Annotated in this window: 16 protein-coding genes; 9 read left to right on the plus strand and 7 right to left on the minus strand. The window is 39.6% G+C overall.

Annotated features, from left to right (window positions below):
• The first annotated feature begins 49 nt into the window (after window positions 1-49).
• Window positions 50-1,003, plus strand: coding sequence for an NAD(P)-dependent oxidoreductase (locus BUC12_RS00865; protein WP_062175290.1), 954 nt, complete (start codon window positions 50-52; stop codon window positions 1,001-1,003).
• On the opposite strand, the gene BUC12_RS00870 is transcribed toward BUC12_RS00865, so the two are convergent.
• Window positions 1,000-2,349, minus strand: a complete 1,350-nt coding sequence (locus BUC12_RS00870; protein ID WP_062175291.1) for a DUF4026 domain-containing protein — start codon at window positions 2,347-2,349, stop codon at window positions 1,000-1,002. The genes BUC12_RS00865 and BUC12_RS00870 overlap by 4 nt on opposite strands.
• A gap of 216 nt (window positions 2,350-2,565) precedes the next feature.
• Between BUC12_RS00870 and BUC12_RS00875 the strand changes: the two genes are divergently transcribed.
• Genes BUC12_RS00875 through BUC12_RS00890 form a run of 4 tightly spaced genes read left to right on the plus strand, consistent with a single transcriptional unit; the run spans window position 2,566 to window position 6,966 of the window.
• Complete coding sequence (locus BUC12_RS00875; protein WP_073357274.1) at window positions 2,566-4,182, plus strand: L-lactate permease; 1,617 nt, start codon at window positions 2,566-2,568, stop codon at window positions 4,180-4,182.
• Window positions 4,183-4,239: 57 nt separating this feature from the next.
• Window positions 4,240-4,980, plus strand: coding sequence for a (Fe-S)-binding protein (locus BUC12_RS00880; RefSeq protein ID WP_062175292.1), 741 nt, complete (start codon window positions 4,240-4,242; stop codon window positions 4,978-4,980).
• A complete protein-coding gene (locus tag BUC12_RS00885; protein WP_062175293.1) occupies window positions 4,977-6,353 on the plus strand; it encodes a lactate utilization protein B in 1,377 nt (458 codons plus the stop codon). The genes BUC12_RS00880 and BUC12_RS00885 overlap by 4 nt, the downstream gene beginning before the upstream one ends.
• Window positions 6,354-6,384: 31 nt before the next feature.
• A complete protein-coding gene (locus BUC12_RS00890; RefSeq protein WP_062175294.1) occupies window positions 6,385-6,966 on the plus strand; it encodes a LutC/YkgG family protein in 582 nt (193 codons plus the stop codon).
• Between the two features lie 39 nt (window positions 6,967-7,005).
• Here the strand turns inward: BUC12_RS00890 and BUC12_RS00895 are convergent, their stop codons facing one another.
• From BUC12_RS00895 to BUC12_RS00915, 4 genes are all read right to left on the minus strand, one after another.
• Window positions 7,006-8,619 carry a WG repeat-containing protein gene (locus BUC12_RS00895; protein WP_082141841.1) on the minus strand — a complete coding sequence of 538 codons (1,614 nt, stop codon included), beginning with the start codon at window positions 8,617-8,619 and terminating at the stop codon, window positions 7,006-7,008.
• Window positions 8,620-8,734: 115 nt separating this feature from the next.
• On the minus strand, window positions 8,735-10,039 hold the full coding sequence (gene thrC / locus BUC12_RS00905; protein ID WP_062175297.1) for a threonine synthase: 1,305 nt from the start codon (window positions 10,037-10,039) through the stop codon (window positions 8,735-8,737).
• A 21-nt stretch (window positions 10,040-10,060) separates the two neighbouring features.
• Window positions 10,061-10,957: an RsiV family protein gene (locus tag BUC12_RS00910; RefSeq protein WP_062175298.1), complete on the minus strand. Its 897-nt coding sequence runs from the start codon at window positions 10,955-10,957 to the stop codon at window positions 10,061-10,063.
• A 3-nt stretch (window positions 10,958-10,960) separates the two neighbouring features.
• Window positions 10,961-12,172, minus strand: a complete 1,212-nt coding sequence (locus BUC12_RS00915; RefSeq protein WP_062175299.1) for a cofactor-independent phosphoglycerate mutase — start codon at window positions 12,170-12,172, stop codon at window positions 10,961-10,963.
• 349 nt (window positions 12,173-12,521) lie between these two features.
• Here BUC12_RS00915 and bcp point away from each other — a divergent pair, with 349 nt between their 5' ends.
• The 4 genes from bcp (at window position 12,522) to BUC12_RS00930 (ending at window position 14,699) form a co-directional block, all read left to right on the plus strand.
• On the plus strand, window positions 12,522-12,998 hold the full coding sequence (gene bcp, locus BUC12_RS00920; RefSeq protein ID WP_062175300.1) for a thioredoxin-dependent thiol peroxidase: 477 nt from the start codon (window positions 12,522-12,524) through the stop codon (window positions 12,996-12,998).
• A gap of 9 nt (window positions 12,999-13,007) precedes the next feature.
• A complete protein-coding gene (recA, locus tag BUC12_RS00925; protein WP_062175301.1) occupies window positions 13,008-14,066 on the plus strand; it encodes a recombinase RecA in 1,059 nt (352 codons plus the stop codon).
• Between the two features lie 141 nt (window positions 14,067-14,207).
• Window positions 14,208-14,372 (plus strand): hypothetical protein, encoded by a 165-nt coding sequence (locus tag BUC12_RS19955; RefSeq protein WP_157257461.1) that lies wholly within the window; start codon window positions 14,208-14,210, stop codon window positions 14,370-14,372.
• A gap of 21 nt (window positions 14,373-14,393) precedes the next feature.
• On the plus strand, window positions 14,394-14,699 hold the full coding sequence (locus BUC12_RS00930; protein WP_062175302.1) for a hypothetical protein: 306 nt from the start codon (window positions 14,394-14,396) through the stop codon (window positions 14,697-14,699).
• 140 nt (window positions 14,700-14,839) lie between these two features.
• Here BUC12_RS00930 and BUC12_RS00935 read toward each other — a convergent pair whose 3' ends face one another.
• Window positions 14,840-16,072, minus strand: coding sequence for a peroxiredoxin family protein (locus tag BUC12_RS00935; RefSeq protein WP_062175303.1), 1,233 nt, complete (start codon window positions 16,070-16,072; stop codon window positions 14,840-14,842).
• 129 nt (window positions 16,073-16,201) lie between these two features.
• Entirely contained in the window at window positions 16,202-17,014 is an 813-nt protein-coding gene (nagB, locus tag BUC12_RS00940; RefSeq protein WP_062175304.1) for a glucosamine-6-phosphate deaminase, read from the minus strand.
• Between the last annotated feature and the right edge of the window lie 22 nt (window positions 17,015-17,036).

Consider the following 17,036-nt stretch of genomic DNA (forward strand, 5'->3'; position numbering starts at 1 on the left):
GTTTGGATCCGGCTGTAAAGAGTAATAGACTGGGTAAAAAGATTGGATTATGAAAAAGAAGATTTTATCAGGACACAACTTTCATAGAGAGCCTTTCGATATACTCGAAGACCGGTTTGATATAACTTATCCTGAAAAACGTTATTTCAAGAAGGAACAGATACTGGAGATAATAGGAGACTACGATGTATTCATTCCTAATTTCAGTTTTTTTACAGACAAAGAAATCATAGAAAAGGCTGTTAACCTAAAGTTGATAGCTAATTATGGTGTGGGGTTTAATAACATTGATGTTGATTATGCCGCACAAAAAGGTATTGTAGTTACTAATACCCCCGATTCGGTATTAGAGCCTACTGCCGAACTTTGTTTCGGATTGATGCATGCTGTAGCCCGTAAGATAGGATTCTTTAATAACAAGTTACGCGAAGTCGAAAATATTGGCTGGGGATTATATGATAATCTGGGTGCTTCGCTATATGGAAAGACCTTAGGTATATACGGTATGGGACGTATAGGGCAGGCTATTGCCCGGCGTGCTGTTGCTTCAGGGATGAATATTGTTTACCACAACCGTAAACCGGTTGATGTTGCAATAGAGGAGCAGTACCATGCAAGATATGTAAGTTTTGAGGAGTTGTTAAGCGAATCGGACTATATTTCGGTAAATGCTCCGGCAACTGCCGAAACATATCATATTATAGATGCGAAAGCTATTGCCAAGATGAAACCTTCGGCAGTGCTTATTAATACATCCAGAGGTTCTACCGTAGACGAGACCGCTTTAATAGAAGCTTTGAAAGAGAACAAAATATACGGGGCAGGCCTTGATGTTTATGAAACAGAACCGAAGATCAATCCCGAATTTTTCAAACTGGATAACGTTGTTCTGACTCCGCACGCAGGAACACAAACACTCGATGCCCGTCACGATATGCAGCGTGAGGTAGCAAAAAATATTCTGAACTTTTTTGACGGAGGTAAAATCTCTAAAGTAAACTAATCCAGTAACTGATAGATCGAATCAGGAGTATATTGGTTACCATCTTTGTCGGCAATCAGCCAGTCGGTAATCATTTCTGTCGGAAAAGTCCGGATATCACCTTTATAAATATTCGATATCCAATAAGGGTCGTTTATTAGCTGACATCTGATGTTACACTCTCCGGCATCAATTACAGTGAACCATAGATGTTCTTTTTCGGTTTCATTTTTTGCATCATCAATAATTAATCCTATTTTCGCCCAGAAAAACCAATCCTCCTTTGGTTTTAATCTGGTATTATTCACTAGTTTTTTCAGGAAAGAAGAATTCCGGGTTGTCAGGAATTTAGAAAATAAATCAAAAAAGAAAGGATACCGTTCTCTTGCCAGATTACCCATGCGGCAGGTTTCTTCTTCGGATATAAATAGTATGGGATTATTGGATAATGCCCGTGCATATATTTCGGGAGAGATCAGGTTTCCATCTTCAATGGCAAAAAGAATACCGGACGGATCCGGGTGTTTTATTTCATCACTGTATCTGTCCTCATCTCCACCTAGTATGTTTTCTGAAAAATAAGCTAAGGCACGTTCCCATCGTATCCATGTTAGGTTGATCTGTAGCCCGTCAAATCCGATTGTGAACTTTTCATTTTCGAGTGGCGGATTGTATAAGAATCGTTTTACCACATTGTTTATGAGGTCATACATCTGCTGTTCTCCCGAACGGATATTCAATATCTCAAGATCTACAAAACCGCATCGCAAGAGTCCGTGTGTTTTGAACCAATAATTTCTGTACCCTTCTTTTTCTTCGTATACAGCGTGCAATGAATAAAGATAATCCGGTGAAGGGGGAGTTTTCGATTTAGCAGCCAGTTTTAACCATTTTCGCGGAAGTACCCTATAGGTTGCACAGTCTATAACCATCCAGGCATCTGGGATAAGGGAATATGAAAGTTGGAGCTGGCAATGAAATGATTTTAGCGGATTTTTTCCGAACATCATCCGTATTTCGATATATTCGGTACTGGTAATTGCTGATAAGAATTCACCTTCGTCAATCATGTCATCCAGTCCGAAATCCTGAAAATTAATATTGTCGGTTTTGACTATAGAAATCTGTATAGTATAAATGTTCCTTTCATACTCAAGAGTGACGGTATACCCTCTTTTGTTACAGGTATCTGCTAGGTGAGCATCGTCGACAGACAGGATACGTATGTTATTATTAAAGGAATAGGAGCAGAGCTTTTCTCTGATTTCGGGTAACCCGTGATTTTGGTAAGGAATAACTCCTATTACAGAAGGAGTCAACTTCTCTCCATCGGATAGTAGTTTGTACTTTTTGTCGTTTGTGTGCATTGTGAGTGTTCTTTGTGACAAAGGTATAGTAAAAGGATAGAAAAACAGCTTATGGAAGCCATTTTTTCTCAACAAAAGAAAGTAGAGAAATCTGGCTAAACCTGCAATATAACATACGGGAAACAGACTGATTTGTCGGGAAATTTTTATAATTTGCGTGATCAACTGAAAGACAAATAACGGATATATTATTATAACCCGATAAAATTGTACGCCATGGTAACACTACTAAACATTATTTTACAAAACACTGCATTAACCGGAAATTTGGATGTCTCATGGGGACATGTTGCTTTCGCAATTATTCCGGTTCTTTTATTGATTGTTCTAATGGGTTTTCTGAAAATGGCGGGCGATAAGAGTGCCCTCATCACATTAGCTACGACCATCGTTTTAGCCTTATTTGCATTTGGTTTTCCAATAGCGGATACAGGCCTTTCTTTTGTTTATGGAGTTCTGAAAGCGATCTTCCCAATCCTGATTATTATCATTATGGCAATATTTAGTTATAATGTATTGGTAAAGACGGGTAAAATGGAGGTGCTGAAGGAGCAGTTTTCGTCCATATCATCAGACAAATGTATTCAGGTACTGCTACTTACATGGGGTTTTGGTGGACTATTGGAAGGTATGGCCGGCTTTGGGACAGCTGTTGCGATACCGGCTGCAATACTAATTAGCCTCGGCTTTAAGCCGATATTCTCGGCTGTCGCCAGCCTTATAGCCAATAGTGTGGCAACAGGCTTTGGTGCAGTTGGTACTCCGGTTAAAGTTCTTGCCGAGCAAGCAGGTGTAACAGATGTACAGACATTAAGTACACAGGTCGTATTACAATTGTCACCCTTGATGATATTGATTCCTTTTGTATTGGTATTTATGACCGATCCACGGATTAAGGCTTTGCCGAAGCATATCCTGCTGAGTGTGATCGTTGGTGTTGTATCTCTTGTAACCCAATATATTGCTGCCCGTTATATGGGAGCCGAAACCCCTGCTATCTTGGGTAGTATCGCTTCTATTATTGCTATTATCGTATATGCTAAATTAACATCTACAGCTGAAGATAAGGAATTGAAAGCAAAATTTCCGAAAAGAAGTTTCGGGGAGATTATCAATGCATGGAGTGTCTATGGATTTATTCTTATCCTTGTAATCCTTACAAGCCCGTTATTACCATTAAGGAATGAGCTGGCTCCCTTGCTATCCACAACATTCAAGTTCAATATATTTGATGCTGTAACTAATGCAGAGGTTGTGAGGTCAGTTAAGATCTCGTGGCTGATAGATGCCGGAGTATTGTTATTTTTAGGCTCTATTTTAGGAGGACTGGTTCAGGGTGCAAAAATTGTTGAGTTAATAAAGCTTCTGGGAACAGTTATTAAGCAGCAACGTAAAACTATTGTTACTGTATGTTCTCTGATCGCATTATCGTCTATAATGGATTTCTCCGGAATGATCTCTCAGTTAGGGCTTGCCTTAGCTATTGCAACAGGGTCTCTTTATCCGTTGTTTGCTCCTACTATCGGATGTTTGGGTACGTTTCTTACTGGTAGTGATACTTCTTCTAATATCTTGTTTGGTAAGTTACAGGCATCTGTGGCGCATACAACAGGTGCAGATCCGAGTTGGCTGGCAGCAGCTAATACCGCAGGAGCCACAGGTGGTAAGATTATATCGCCTCAGAGTATTGCCGTAGCAACATCTGCATGTGGATTACAGGGCCGCGAAGGTGAGATAATGAAGAAAGCTATACCATACGCATTGGGATACATTATAGTTGCCGGTTTGATGGTATACCTTGTACCTAAGATCATGGGGACTGTAGTATTCTAACAATTAGATTGTTCAGTGAGCATTATAATAACGAAAACAACTAAAAACTATATAGAAATGAAAGTCGGACTATTTATTCCATGTTATGTAAATGCCATATTCCCGGAGGTGGGGGTGGCATCTTACAAGTTGCTTGATTCGCTCGGAGTAGAAGTCGACTATCCGCTGGACCAAACGTGCTGCGGACAGCCGATGGCAAATGCCGGGTTTGAAGACGAAGCTTTACCTTTGGCTCAACAATTCGAGAAGTTATTTGACAAATACGAGTACATTGTTGCCCCATCGGCAAGTTGTGCTGTATTTGTGAAAGAAAACTATCCGAAGATACTGGGCAAAGAACAGCATCTTTGTCAGACGAGCGGCAAAATATATGACATCTGCGAATTTCTGCATGATGTATTGAAAGTAGATAAACTTCCCGGAAAATTCCCTCACAAAGTGAGTGTGCATAATAGCTGCCACGGAGTGCGCGAGTTACACCTGTCATCAGCCAGTGAATTAATGGAACCTCGTTATTCTAAAATCAAAGACCTGTTGGCTAAAGTAGAAGGGGTAACGGTACTCGAACCGGAGAAAGTAGATGAATGCTGTGGTTTCGGAGGAATGTTTTCGATCGAAGAACCTGCGGTTTCGGTATGTATGGGACAAGACAAAGTTCATAACCATATAAATACGGGAGCTGAATATATTACTGGTGCTGACAGCTCTTGCCTGATGCATATGCAAGGAGTGGTTAACAGAGAAAAACTACCCATTAAGTTTATTCATGTCATTCAAATTTTAGCTGCCGGATTATGAGTACAAAACATGCAGAAGCTGCAACACGCTTCATATCGAATAAGAAAGAAGAGTCTTGGCACAATGAAACTCTTTGGATGGTACGCGCCAAAAGAGATAACATGGCTAAGGATGTCCCTGAATGGGAGCAATTGAGAGAACTGTCGAGCCAGATAAAAATGCATACGATCTCTCATCTGGATAAGTATGCCGAACAATTTGCCGCAGCAGCGGAAGCTAATGGGGTGATTGTACACTGGGCCAAGGACGATAAAGAGCATAACGAAATTGTATATAAGATACTTTCCGACCACAATGCAAAGAAGCTGGTGAAAAGTAAATCGATGCTGACCGAAGAATGTCACCTCAATCCTTATCTCGAGCAAAGAGGCATCGATGTAGTCGAAAGTGACCTGGGTGAACGCATACTTCAGCTCGATAACCAGCCGCCCAGCCACATTGTGATGCCGGCTATACATATGACACGTCAGGAAGTAGGAAAACTGTTTGAGGTGAAACTCGGAACTGAAAAGGGAAACAGCGATCCTACATACCTTACCCGTGCCGCGCGTCAGCATTTGCGAAACGAGTTTATGACTGCCGATGTAGGTATGACCGGATGTAATTTCGGGGTAGCCGAAACCGGAGATGTAGTCGTTTGTACCAACGAAGGTAATGCCGATATGGGTACATCCTTACCTAAAGTACATATCGTGTCGATGGGGTTGGAGAAATTAATACCTAATCACAAGGCGTTGAGTGTATATTCCCGTTTGTTGGCACGTTCGGCAACAGGGCAACCCGTAACATCATATATGTCGCACTTCCGTAAACCCCGCGAAGGTTGTGAAATGCACATCGTGATTGTAGATAACGGACGAAGCGAGATCTTAGGAAATAGAGAGCACATTCAGACTTTGAAATGTATTCGCTGTGGTGCCTGTATGAATACCTGTCCGGTATATCGCCGGAGTGGAGGATATTCGTATACCTATTTTATTCCGGGCCCTATCGGAATCAATCTGGGTATGCTGAAAAATCCAAAAGAATACTCGGATAATGTGTCTGCATGTTCACTGTGCTATTCATGTAATAACGTATGTCCTGCCAAGATAGATCTCGCAGATCAGATATACAGATGGAGGCAAGGGCTCGACTCGTTAGGTAAAGCCGATAAAATGAAGAAGATGATGTCGGGTGGTATGAAATTCTTGTTTACACATCCTTCGTTGTATAAAACGGCATTGTCTATGGCTCCGATAGTTAATAGCATGCCTCGCTTTATGATCTATAATGGATTGAATGATTGGGGCAAAGGCAGGGAACTGCCGAAATTCGCTAAAGAATCGTTCACTTCTATGTGGAAGAAAGGCAAAGTACAAAAGAAAAAATGAACAGGATGTTTACCTATTAAAAACAAAGACAATGAGTAGCAAAAACGATATATTGAACAATGTCAGGCGGCATATAAACGATAAATACGATATGCCCGATCTGGATAATATTGCGGCGATACAATACCCAGATAAGCTCGAAAAGTTTATGCAGATGTGTAAAGCTGTAGGAGGCGATGCTCGCTTACTGGTTCCGGGAGAGGATGTTAATGAAGTAATCAAGTCCCTTTATCCTGAAGCGAAGGTGATAGCATCCAATCTGCCCGAAGTTAGTATAGCAACAGTGAATCCGGATAACGTAGACGATCCTCACGATCTGAATGGAACAGACTTAGGCATTATCAAAGGCGAATTGGGTGTTGCCGAAAATGCTTGTGTATGGGTTCCTCAGAATGTCCGTCAGAAAGTTGTTTATTTTATCTCGGAATATCTGGTGATACTGTTGGATAAGAATGAAATTGTAAACAATATGCACGAAGCATACAACAAGCTGGAATTTAACGATTATGGTTTTGGAATATTTATCTCGGGTCCTTCAAAAACAGCCGATATCGAACAGTCGCTGGTAGTTGGTGCACACGGCGCTAAAGGTGTGATGGTACTGTTGAGATAAAGGCCTCTAATATCGAAATATAGGGAGAAGAGAAATATTCTATCGAATTTCTTTTCTCTCTTTTACGTTCTTTACTATAATAATCTCTCCGTCTTTAGAGACTTCTATCTGGTCATATATACATGGTAGTATTGACCGCCCTGTAGAATCAACCAGTCCACGCTTTTGTTCCTGTACAACCTCAATGAAATTTTCATTATATACATATGCGAGATAGTCGAAAATAAAAGGAGTTAAAATCCGGTTATCTGCACTGATAAGCGCCCATTTATTGTCTTTTTGTGCTGAAATAATATTGTCGTAGTTAACCCTTATTCTTTCGTATTCAGATGATGTGAAGAGTATTTTTTTCTGTTCGGTATCGAAGACACCATATACCTCTTCTTCTGTGAATGTGATTTTTGAATAGTTCGCGAAATCTATATCATCGAATCTGCAGGGCAGAAGTTCCCGCCCTGATGTATCAATAAGCCCTACTTTATCTTCGCGTACGACACGGAGCACCTCGTGCGTGAATTGGTTATCCCAAGTTTCATTATAAATAAAAGGTATAACTTCTTTGCCTTCGGTATTGATTCCTCCATACAGATTATTTTTTTTGAGAATAAGTACACCGTCTTCAAAATTATTTGACACATCGGTGTACTGAAATGGTTGTACCATTTTGCCTTGGGCATTCACTATTGCATAAAGCTCGTTTCCATTTTCGTCCAATACTTCGGCTTTATGTACAGCATACAAGCCGTTTTTATAGTTATTGATTTCTTTAAACCGGGGACGGATTTCCTTCCCCTTCTTATTGATTAATATGTATTCGTCATCTGTATCATTGTATGCTTCCATGCATCCATGTTGATTGTCATCGATATATTTATACTTACAGGGGGTGACCAGTTTGCCTTTTCGATCGATAAGGCCATACTTATCATCAATTCCAACAACAGCAATATCATTTACAAAGGGATATACTTTATCAAATACAAACGGGACAGCAATATTACCCAAAGTATCTACATATCCCCATTTACCGTCATCTTCGACCGAAGTGTACAATCCGTCATAAGTTCCTATGTTATCATATTTACAGGGAACAATCAACCTTCCTGTGCTATCGATGGCACCGGCTCTGTAATCCTTGAAAACGGCATATTGGGGAAAATGTGGAGCCAGACTATAGAGAAATGTATCTTCTACTATAATCTTATCATATATGAAAGGAGTCTTAATATCTCCTTTAGTATCAATAGTCCCATATTTACCATTTAGCGAGGCAAATGCCAGTTCTTTGCTATGGAACCTTATATTCTCGAATTCAAAAGGTTGTATTACATTCCCCTGTTTGTCTATAATACCCCATTTCCCGTTCTTCTTAGCCAAAGTTCGGTCATAAAAGAAATTATAAATACTTTCGTACTCAAGAGGGATAATTGATCTTCCGTCTATATCTATTACACCTACTTTGTCACCAACAAAAATCCGGAGCATCTTACTATTATTAGGGTCTATAAAGGTAAATGCAGTATCATTAGACATAGGAATGAGAATCTTGCCGTTAGAATCGGCTATTCCTGTTTTGTATGTAACAGACGTAATTTGGGCATTATTGGGTGTAAATATTCCCAATACAAAAAGAAGTGATAATAAGAGCCTCATATACAGTGTTGTTTTTCTCAAAAATACAGATTTAGATATAAAAAAGCAAAAGCCAACTCTTCAAATACAGAAGAGCCGGCTTTTATTGACTGCAATCATTATAAGTAATGAACTCTTATTTATCTTTCAATAAAGTCTCTTTGAATAAATCGTAGCTGTTTTTCAGTTCGATATTCTTTTTCTCACCTTTCATAAATTCAAGTAGAGGTTTAGGTATCTCGATTGTTTGACCGATAATATCTTCCACAGTTTCTTTGAATTTTGCAGGATGCGCGGTTTCTAAGAAGACCCCTGTCTCGTCCTTGGCCAATCCGTCTGCCAAAGCCTGATATCCGCATGCTCCATGAGGGTCGAGTAGGTACCCTGTTTTTTCGAATGTACTTTTTAGAGTTTGCGCGATAGCTTCATCCTTATACCAGCATCCGGAAATATCTTTCCTGATCTCGTCCACCGATTGATTGTACAAATCGAGTACACGGGCAAAATTACTGGGGTCGCCTACGTCCATTGCATTAGCTATAGTCTGTACCGACGGACGGGGATTGTATTTGCCTGTTTGCAGGTATTCATAAAATATATCGTTGCTGTTATTTGCCGCAATAAAACGTTTAATGGGCAGTCCCATCCGTTTGGCTATCAGTCCCGCAGTAATATTACCGAAGTTTCCGCTGGGTACACTAATAACAACATTGTTTGCTTTTCCTTCTTTTTTTAGTTGTGCATAAGCATGGAAATAGTAAAATGCCTGAGGAAGGAAACGCGCGACATTGATTGAATTGGCCGAAGTCAGGTTTAATTGTTTATTCAGGTCGGCATCCATAAATGCAGTTTTAACCAGCGCCTGACAATCGTCGAAAGTTCCGTCTATTTCTATCGCTGTAATATTTTGTCCAAGAGTGGTAAACTGGCATTCCTGAATAGGGCTAACTTTTCCTTTCGGGTAAAGGACATATACATGTATCCCGTCTACACCTAAGAAACCGTTTGCTACGGCACTTCCTGTATCACCCGATGTAGCTACAAGAACTTTAACATCGCTTTGTCCTTGTTTCTTTATGAAATAAGCCAGTAAACGCGCCATGAAACGTCCGCCTACATCTTTAAAAGCAAGCGTAGGTCCGTGAAACAATTCGAGGCTGTAAATATTATCGTTTACATGTACCAGAGGAGTATCAAAACTAAGTGTATCGTATACGATTTTTTTCAGTGTATCAGCATCCACATCCTCTCCGAAGAAGGCATCGGCTACCGTATATGCTATTTCCTGAAAAGACAGGGTATCTATCTTATCATAAAAAGATTGTGGCAACTGTTTTATCTTTTCGGGCATAAACAGGCCTTTGTCGGAAGCCAACCCTTTTACAACAGCTTCTTGAAGAGAAGCTTCGGCGGCTTGCTTATTTGTACTGTAATATTTCATCGTGGTCGGGTGTTTTTTGTTTTAAGCATTGTCTTTTTCTACCGAAGTAATTAAAGGTAGATAAGTATCATTTATCAAAGGTTTGATTTTGCTGTATGGTATACTTATTTCTACTACTCCTTGCACGTACGGCGTTATCTCATATTGGTTATAAACAAAGATAATCCCCGTTTTGTCGAAATAGAAATTCCCGCTGGATTGTATTTCAGATAATTCGACAAGTAGAGACAAATGTTCTTCTTCATTCGGCAGACTATTTCTGCGGGCTATTTCGTCCCGGATCATGGGAGCTAATTTGCTTTCATAATCTTTCTTGAAAAGCACTTCTTCCGGAATATGTTTTCCGCTTTTTGTTTCTATATTGTCATACCTGACGAAAAATGAACCGTGGGCTCCTCCTAAATACGAACTATATCCTGTGCTTACAGTAATGAGCTGACTGAATATACTGGCAATAGAAAGGCCTACACTCTGCTCAAAGTTCGAAAAATTTATAAACTCATTGCCTTCTACCTCCCAATCTCGGGCATAGTTCTGTGCATCCTTTCTGTATTTTTCCGCTATATTGTCAAAAGCCTCTTTCGGTGTTGCCGGTTTGTTCTCGTGATCGAATATTCCGGCAATGGTTTTTTGTATAGCCGGAAGATCGGTTCCTTTGGGCGAAGATATGGGGCATGCCATAAAAACACTGATAGACATACCTTGTTTCTTCGGATCATCATTGACACGAACTATGTCATCGTAAGAAAGAGTGTCGATAACCCACGAGTTGCTTAATTGAGCAAGCTCCTTCTGCGCCCATGCTGTTGAGTCAGAGATTGCATCAACAGCCTGACTAGAATTTACTCCTTTTGAAGCATCTTTACAGTTAACGAAAAGCAAAGCGATAAATAGAAATAAAGCTAGTTTTATCTTCATATATTACCGTTTAAAGAATAAAGTATCCATAAACTCATGCCCGACAATAGTACCATAAGCTCCTTTTGCTGATTCGAACTCGTCGTATACCTGAACGTCATCGCCTTTTTCATTTGAGCGGTAAATCAGGAACGGAATCGGTTTATTGGTATGAGTACGTAAATAGCATGGGGTAGGGTGGTCTGGCAATACCGCAATGGTAACAGGTTCGTCCCAATCTTTGGTTGCCTCGTATATAGTTTTCACTACACGGGAGTCCAGATATTCAATAGTTTTTGTTTTCAGATCATAATCACCCTCGTGTCCTGCTTCGTCACTGGCTTCGATATGGAGATAAACAAAATCGTCATGCTTGAGGGCATCTATTGCAGCCCGAGCTTTTCCTTCGTAATTTGTATCATATAATCCGGTAGCTCCTTCTACATGGATGAGCTTTAATCCCGCATATTTTCCAATTCCCATAATCAGATCGACGGCTGAAATGACAGAGCCACTTTTTATTCCGTACAGCTCCTGTAGTGTCTGCATCTGAGGTCTATACCCCGGAGACCAAGGCCAGATACTGTTTGCCGGATCTTTACCTTCAGCAATGCGTTTTTTATTAATAGGATGGTCTTTCAGTAATTCCTGTGACTTGATGATAAGATCATTCAGATATTTGGCAGTTGCTTCTGCTTCGGGTTCTGTTGCCTTGATCAAAACATCTTTGAACGGAGTGCCTAATACATCATGGGGAGCAGTGCAATCCAAATTCTTGTTACCTCCTTTCATTTTCAGTAAATGGCGGTATGATACTCCCGGATAGAGGCTGACAGTTCCATCATTTAATTCTTTATCCAGAAAATGGATCAACTCGGCTGCTTCTTCGGTCGAAATGTGTCCGGCTGAATGGTTTTTTATTTTGCCGTCTTCCAGACAAATGACATTGCATCTCATAGCCATTTCTCCCGGTTCGATATCAATCTCCATACTGGCGGCTTCCAATGAACCGCGTCCTTCAAATACTTTAGGTACATCATACCCTAATACCGAGAGGTTGGCAATCTCACTACCGGGTTTAAATCCGGGCGGAATCGTATCGAGCAAGCCACTTTTTCCTTTCGAAGCAAGCAAATCGATATACGGTTTTTTTGCTGCTTGCAGAGGGGTTTTGTTACCTAATGCTTCGATTGGCTCATCGGCCATACCATCTCCTAGTATTACAATTGTTTTCATACGAAATTATACCTAAAAATTTATTGTGTATCGAATCTCTATATATGAGAAGAGATTCTGTAGGTTTTCAGGATTGCTAAATTAGACAAAATATTTAGAAAAACAGCAGATAGAAGCTCTATTGTAAATCGATTATATAAATATACTTCTATTCTTAAACAGATTGGCTACATATGTGTGTAATATTGTAAGTCGGTGATTGTCCGTTTTTTTATTGAAAAATAGGTCGTTATAAGTAACAGAACCATTAAGAAGGATTATCGACTTAATTAGTTTTCAACACATACAAGAATTATTTTTAGTCAAAAGAATTAAATCTTATCTTTGGTTCAAATTAATCTAAGAAATAATGGCATTGAATATTGGAGATAGAATCCCCGAAGTTTTGGGAAAAGATCAGGAAGGAAAAGAGGTCAAGGCAAGCGATTATCAAGGAAGGAAGTTTATACTATACTTCTATCCGAAAGATAACACCCCGGGATGCTCAGCTGAGGCTTGTAATTTCCGGGACAATTTCTACGAGTTGCGTCATGCCGGTTATGAAATTGTAGGAGTAAGTGTTGATGATGAAAAATCGCATAATAAGTTTATTGAGAAATTTGAATTGCCTTTTCGTTTGATTGCCGATACCGATAAAGTATTGGTCGAAACATTCGGCTTGTGGGCAGAGAAAACCCTTGCCGGAAAAAAATATATGGGGACATTGCGTACTACTTTCCTTATCAATGAGGATGGAGTAATTACCCATATCTTTACCCCCAAAGAGATTAAGGCAAAAGAGCATGCCGAACAAATTTTAGAATGGCTCGAATCATTAAAGAAATAACCAAAACAAATGGCAGAAGAAAAAGATAATAAGGAAACCGCAAAAGCAGAAAAAGCTGGCAAAAAAGTTGCACCCAGCAGCGATAAATTAAAAGCTTTACAAGCTGCAATGGAAAAGATCGAGAAAAGCTATGGAAAAGGCTCGATCATGAAAATGGGCGACGAGAAAATAGAAGAGATTCCTGTTATTCCTACAGGCTCCATCGGGTTAAATGCTGCATTAGGAGTTGGAGGATACCCACGTGGACGTGTTATCGAAATATACGGCCCGGAGTCATCAGGTAAAACAACCTTGGCAATACAAGCCATTGCGGAAGCTCAAAAAGCCGGAGGTATAGCTGCATTTGTGGATGCGGAGCATGCTTTTGACCGTTTTTATGCAGAAAAATTGGGTGTAGATATAGACAATTTGTGGATATCTCAACCCGATAGCGGTGAGCAGGCTTTGGAGATTGCAGAACAGTTGATTCGTTCATCAGCTATTGATATTGTGGTGATCGACTCTGTGGCAGCATTGACACCAAAAGCTGAGTTGGAAGGAGATATGGGTGATTCGAAGATGGGTCTTCAAGCCCGTTTGATGTCTCAAGCTCTTCGTAAACTTACAGCTGCTATTAATAAAACGAATACGACCTGTATATTTATCAACCAGTTGCGTGATAAGATCGGGGTAATGTTCGGTAATCCCGAAACAACAACAGGAGGTAATGCCCTGAAATTCTACGCATCTGTTCGTTTGGATATTCGCCGTATCGGTCAATTAAAGGATGGTGAAGAAGTAAGAGGAAGTCAGACTCGTGTGAAAGTGGTGAAAAACAAAGTTGCACCTCCTTTCCGCAAAGCAGAATTCGATATTATGTATGGAGAAGGAATCTCCCGTGCAGGCGAAATTATCGACTTAGGTGCAGAGTTGGGTGTTATCAAGAAGAGCGGCTCGTGGTATAGCTATAACGATGCCAAACTGGGACAGGGAAGAGAAGCGTCTAAGGATATGATCAAAGATAATCCTGAATTGGCCGAGGAGCTGGAAGGTTTGATATTTGAAGCATTGAAAGCAAAACATAAATAAAAATAATATTTTTGTAACATGAGAAGGGTCGATAATTTTATCGACCCTTTCTTTTTGACGAAAAAACGATAGTTTGGTTATACTTTCTTTTGTGATTTATGGCTTACTTGCTGCAAGTTTATAACACAAAAGCAAAACATAATGAAAACAACAATCAAGAATTTTAAGAAGAAAGAGATCTCTAAGGCTAATCAACAAAAGATAAAAGGTGGATCATCGGGTTGTGCATCTCATGGCTATGGTAGGTTATTTTATGATTTTGATGGATCGCAATACACAATTACTTCAATTGAGTGGTTTGCTTAGATTTATTTAAATAAGAATCAAATGAGAAAAATCTTTTTCATATCTGCTGTCTCCTTATTCTTTCAAATACCTGTTACTTCCGCACAAGGACTAATTGAGGGAAAGTGTTCTATTGTGATTGAAAACCTTCGGAACTATTACCAGAATGATTCTTTGGCAATTGAATATTTCAAGTCTGCTTATGTAATAGATGATCTAAAGATTCAGAATCACATATATGTAAAAAAAACAGGAGAAGTCCTTTCTTTCTTCTTACTTCCAGAGAATAAAAATCTGACATGTAGTTTTAGAGGATGGCGAAATCAAAAAGATTTGATTATCAAGTGAAAGTATTCAGTCCTTATATAAATAATGTAAAGTCTCGGTTATTCCGGGGCTTTTTTTGAGAGATTTAGATCAGATGAAAAAAGGAGAGAAACCTCAGTGGTTTCTCTCCTTCTCCTTTTAACCAATAACTAAAATAACCCTTATTTTTCGTTAAGCAGATCATCAATTATCTTGTTGAAATCGGCTTTGAATTCGTCGTAAAACAATCCTGTTGCCGGGCCATTAAAGCCTGTATGTATTTTTCGTACGTTTCCTTTTTTGTCGATAAAGAAAGTCGTGGGATAACTCTTCAGTCCGTCTATTTCGGGCAGAACTGTTTTATCAGCACCTATTTTTCCTGCGAATAGAACATCATATTCGATATTGTATTTCTGAACGAAATTCGATAATACTTTATTCACGTATTCGGGATCATCTTTTCTTTCGAAAGCTAAGCCAACAATTTCAACTCCTCTCGATTTATTATCCCTGTACCAAGGAGCAAGGAATGCGGCTTCATCAAGGCAGTTAGGACACCAGCTTCCGAGTATAGAAACAATTACGACTTTCCCTTTGAACTTATCGTCAGATAGAGATACTGTATTTCCTTTCAGATCCGGTAGTTTAAAACTGAGCGATTTACTTCCCGGTTTAAGTTTGGTCAGAGTATAAGGGTCGGCAAGGGTTGCTTTGTCATTTCTTTGTCCTTTTATCTTTTGTTTTCCTCTGGCTGTGATAAACTCTCCTTCAAAATTATTCTTATCTGTAAACTTACCTTGTACCAGATAAGGGCTGAGTCCGGCAAATGCAGAGAGTTTGAATCCATTTTGATCGATTACTCCTTCCAGATAACGGAGGTCTCCCGAATTAGTTAGGATCGAACCTGTCAGAATACCATTATCCTGTTTGAAAATGCCGACATTGGATACTGAGGATGAATCCGTAAGGAATTGTATATCCCATTTTCCGGTAAGAGTGTCGGTTGCTGTTCCTTCGGCGGTAAAACGGGGCGATTCTCCGTATATAGCTTTGAAAGGTAAGCCTTTATCATTATCAGCGAAAAGCCTTTTGAATACACCACTCAGGGTATCACCTTTAAATACACCTTCGAATTGGGTATCGTAAGCTTTGATAGGAATGAAAACACTGTCACCTCGGTATGTTACGGAATCCGATATAACTTCTTCTCCCCCATTTATAAAGGTCAGGTATGTATTAGTGTTGGGAGCACCTTTTTTTATTTCAAATATAAATGGTATAATTCCTTCTTTTGCAGAGAATTCTCCTCGCCATTTTCCGTCTTTTAGAGACTGTTCATTTTGAGGAGATTTTGAATTACATGCTCCAAAGAATAAAGGAATCAGAATACCAAGAGAAAATATATACTTCTTCATTGTCTGTCTTTTTTAGTAAATGCAAAGTTATAAATGATTTTCGGGTTTGTAAATCCCGTAAATATGGTATAAATAAAAAAAACAGCAATTCTTTTGCTGTTTTTTTATTGTCTATGGTCAGGAGCCGTTTTATTTCAGTAGACTGTCGGGATTAAGATTCTCTTTTTCAATATCCTTAAAGTATCTGTATGTTCCTACCTTAATCTCTTCGGTTGCAGCTTCGTCACATACAATGATTGCTTTAGGGTGCAGTTGAAGTGCAGTAATAGTCCACATATGATTTACCGAACCTTCTACTACTTGCGCCAAAGCGCGGGCTTTGTTATGTCCATTTACCATAATCAGAACTTCTTTAGCGTCCATAACTGTACCCACACCTACAGTAAGGGCTGTTTTGGGCACTTTATTGACATCGTTATCAAAAAAACGCGAGTTAGCGATGATGGTATCTCTGGTCAATGTCTTTACACGGGTGCGCGACGACAGCGACGATCCCGGTTCGTTGAAGGCAATATGTCCGTCGGGACCGATACCTCCTAAGAAAAGGTCAATACCTCCTACAGCTTTTATCTTAGTTTCGTAGTTCTCACACTCTTTTTCCAGATCAGGAGCATTACCGTTCAGTATATTAACATTTTCTTTTTTGATATCAATATGGCTGAAAAAGTTATTCCACATGAAAGAGTGGTAACTCTCAGGATGATTCTCAGGTATGTTTACATATTCATCCATATTGAATGTAACTACATTCCGGAACGATACTTTACCCTGCTTGCAAAGGTCTACTAAGCATTTATACATTCCCAGCGGAGAAGAACCTGTAGGCAAGCCTAAAACGAAAGGTTGATTGGCTGTTGGTTCAGCTGCATTAATTCTGGCTACGACGTAGTTTGCAGCCCACTGTGATAGATTCTCGAAATCAGGTTGGATAATTAATCTCATCGTGTTGTATTTAGGTATTTGT

Origin of the sequence: Indolivaga macrotermitis (genome assembly GCF_900128985.1) — a bacterium.
GTDB classification, from domain to species: Bacteria; Bacteroidota; Bacteroidia; order Bacteroidales; family Dysgonomonadaceae; genus Dysgonomonas_A; species Dysgonomonas_A macrotermitis.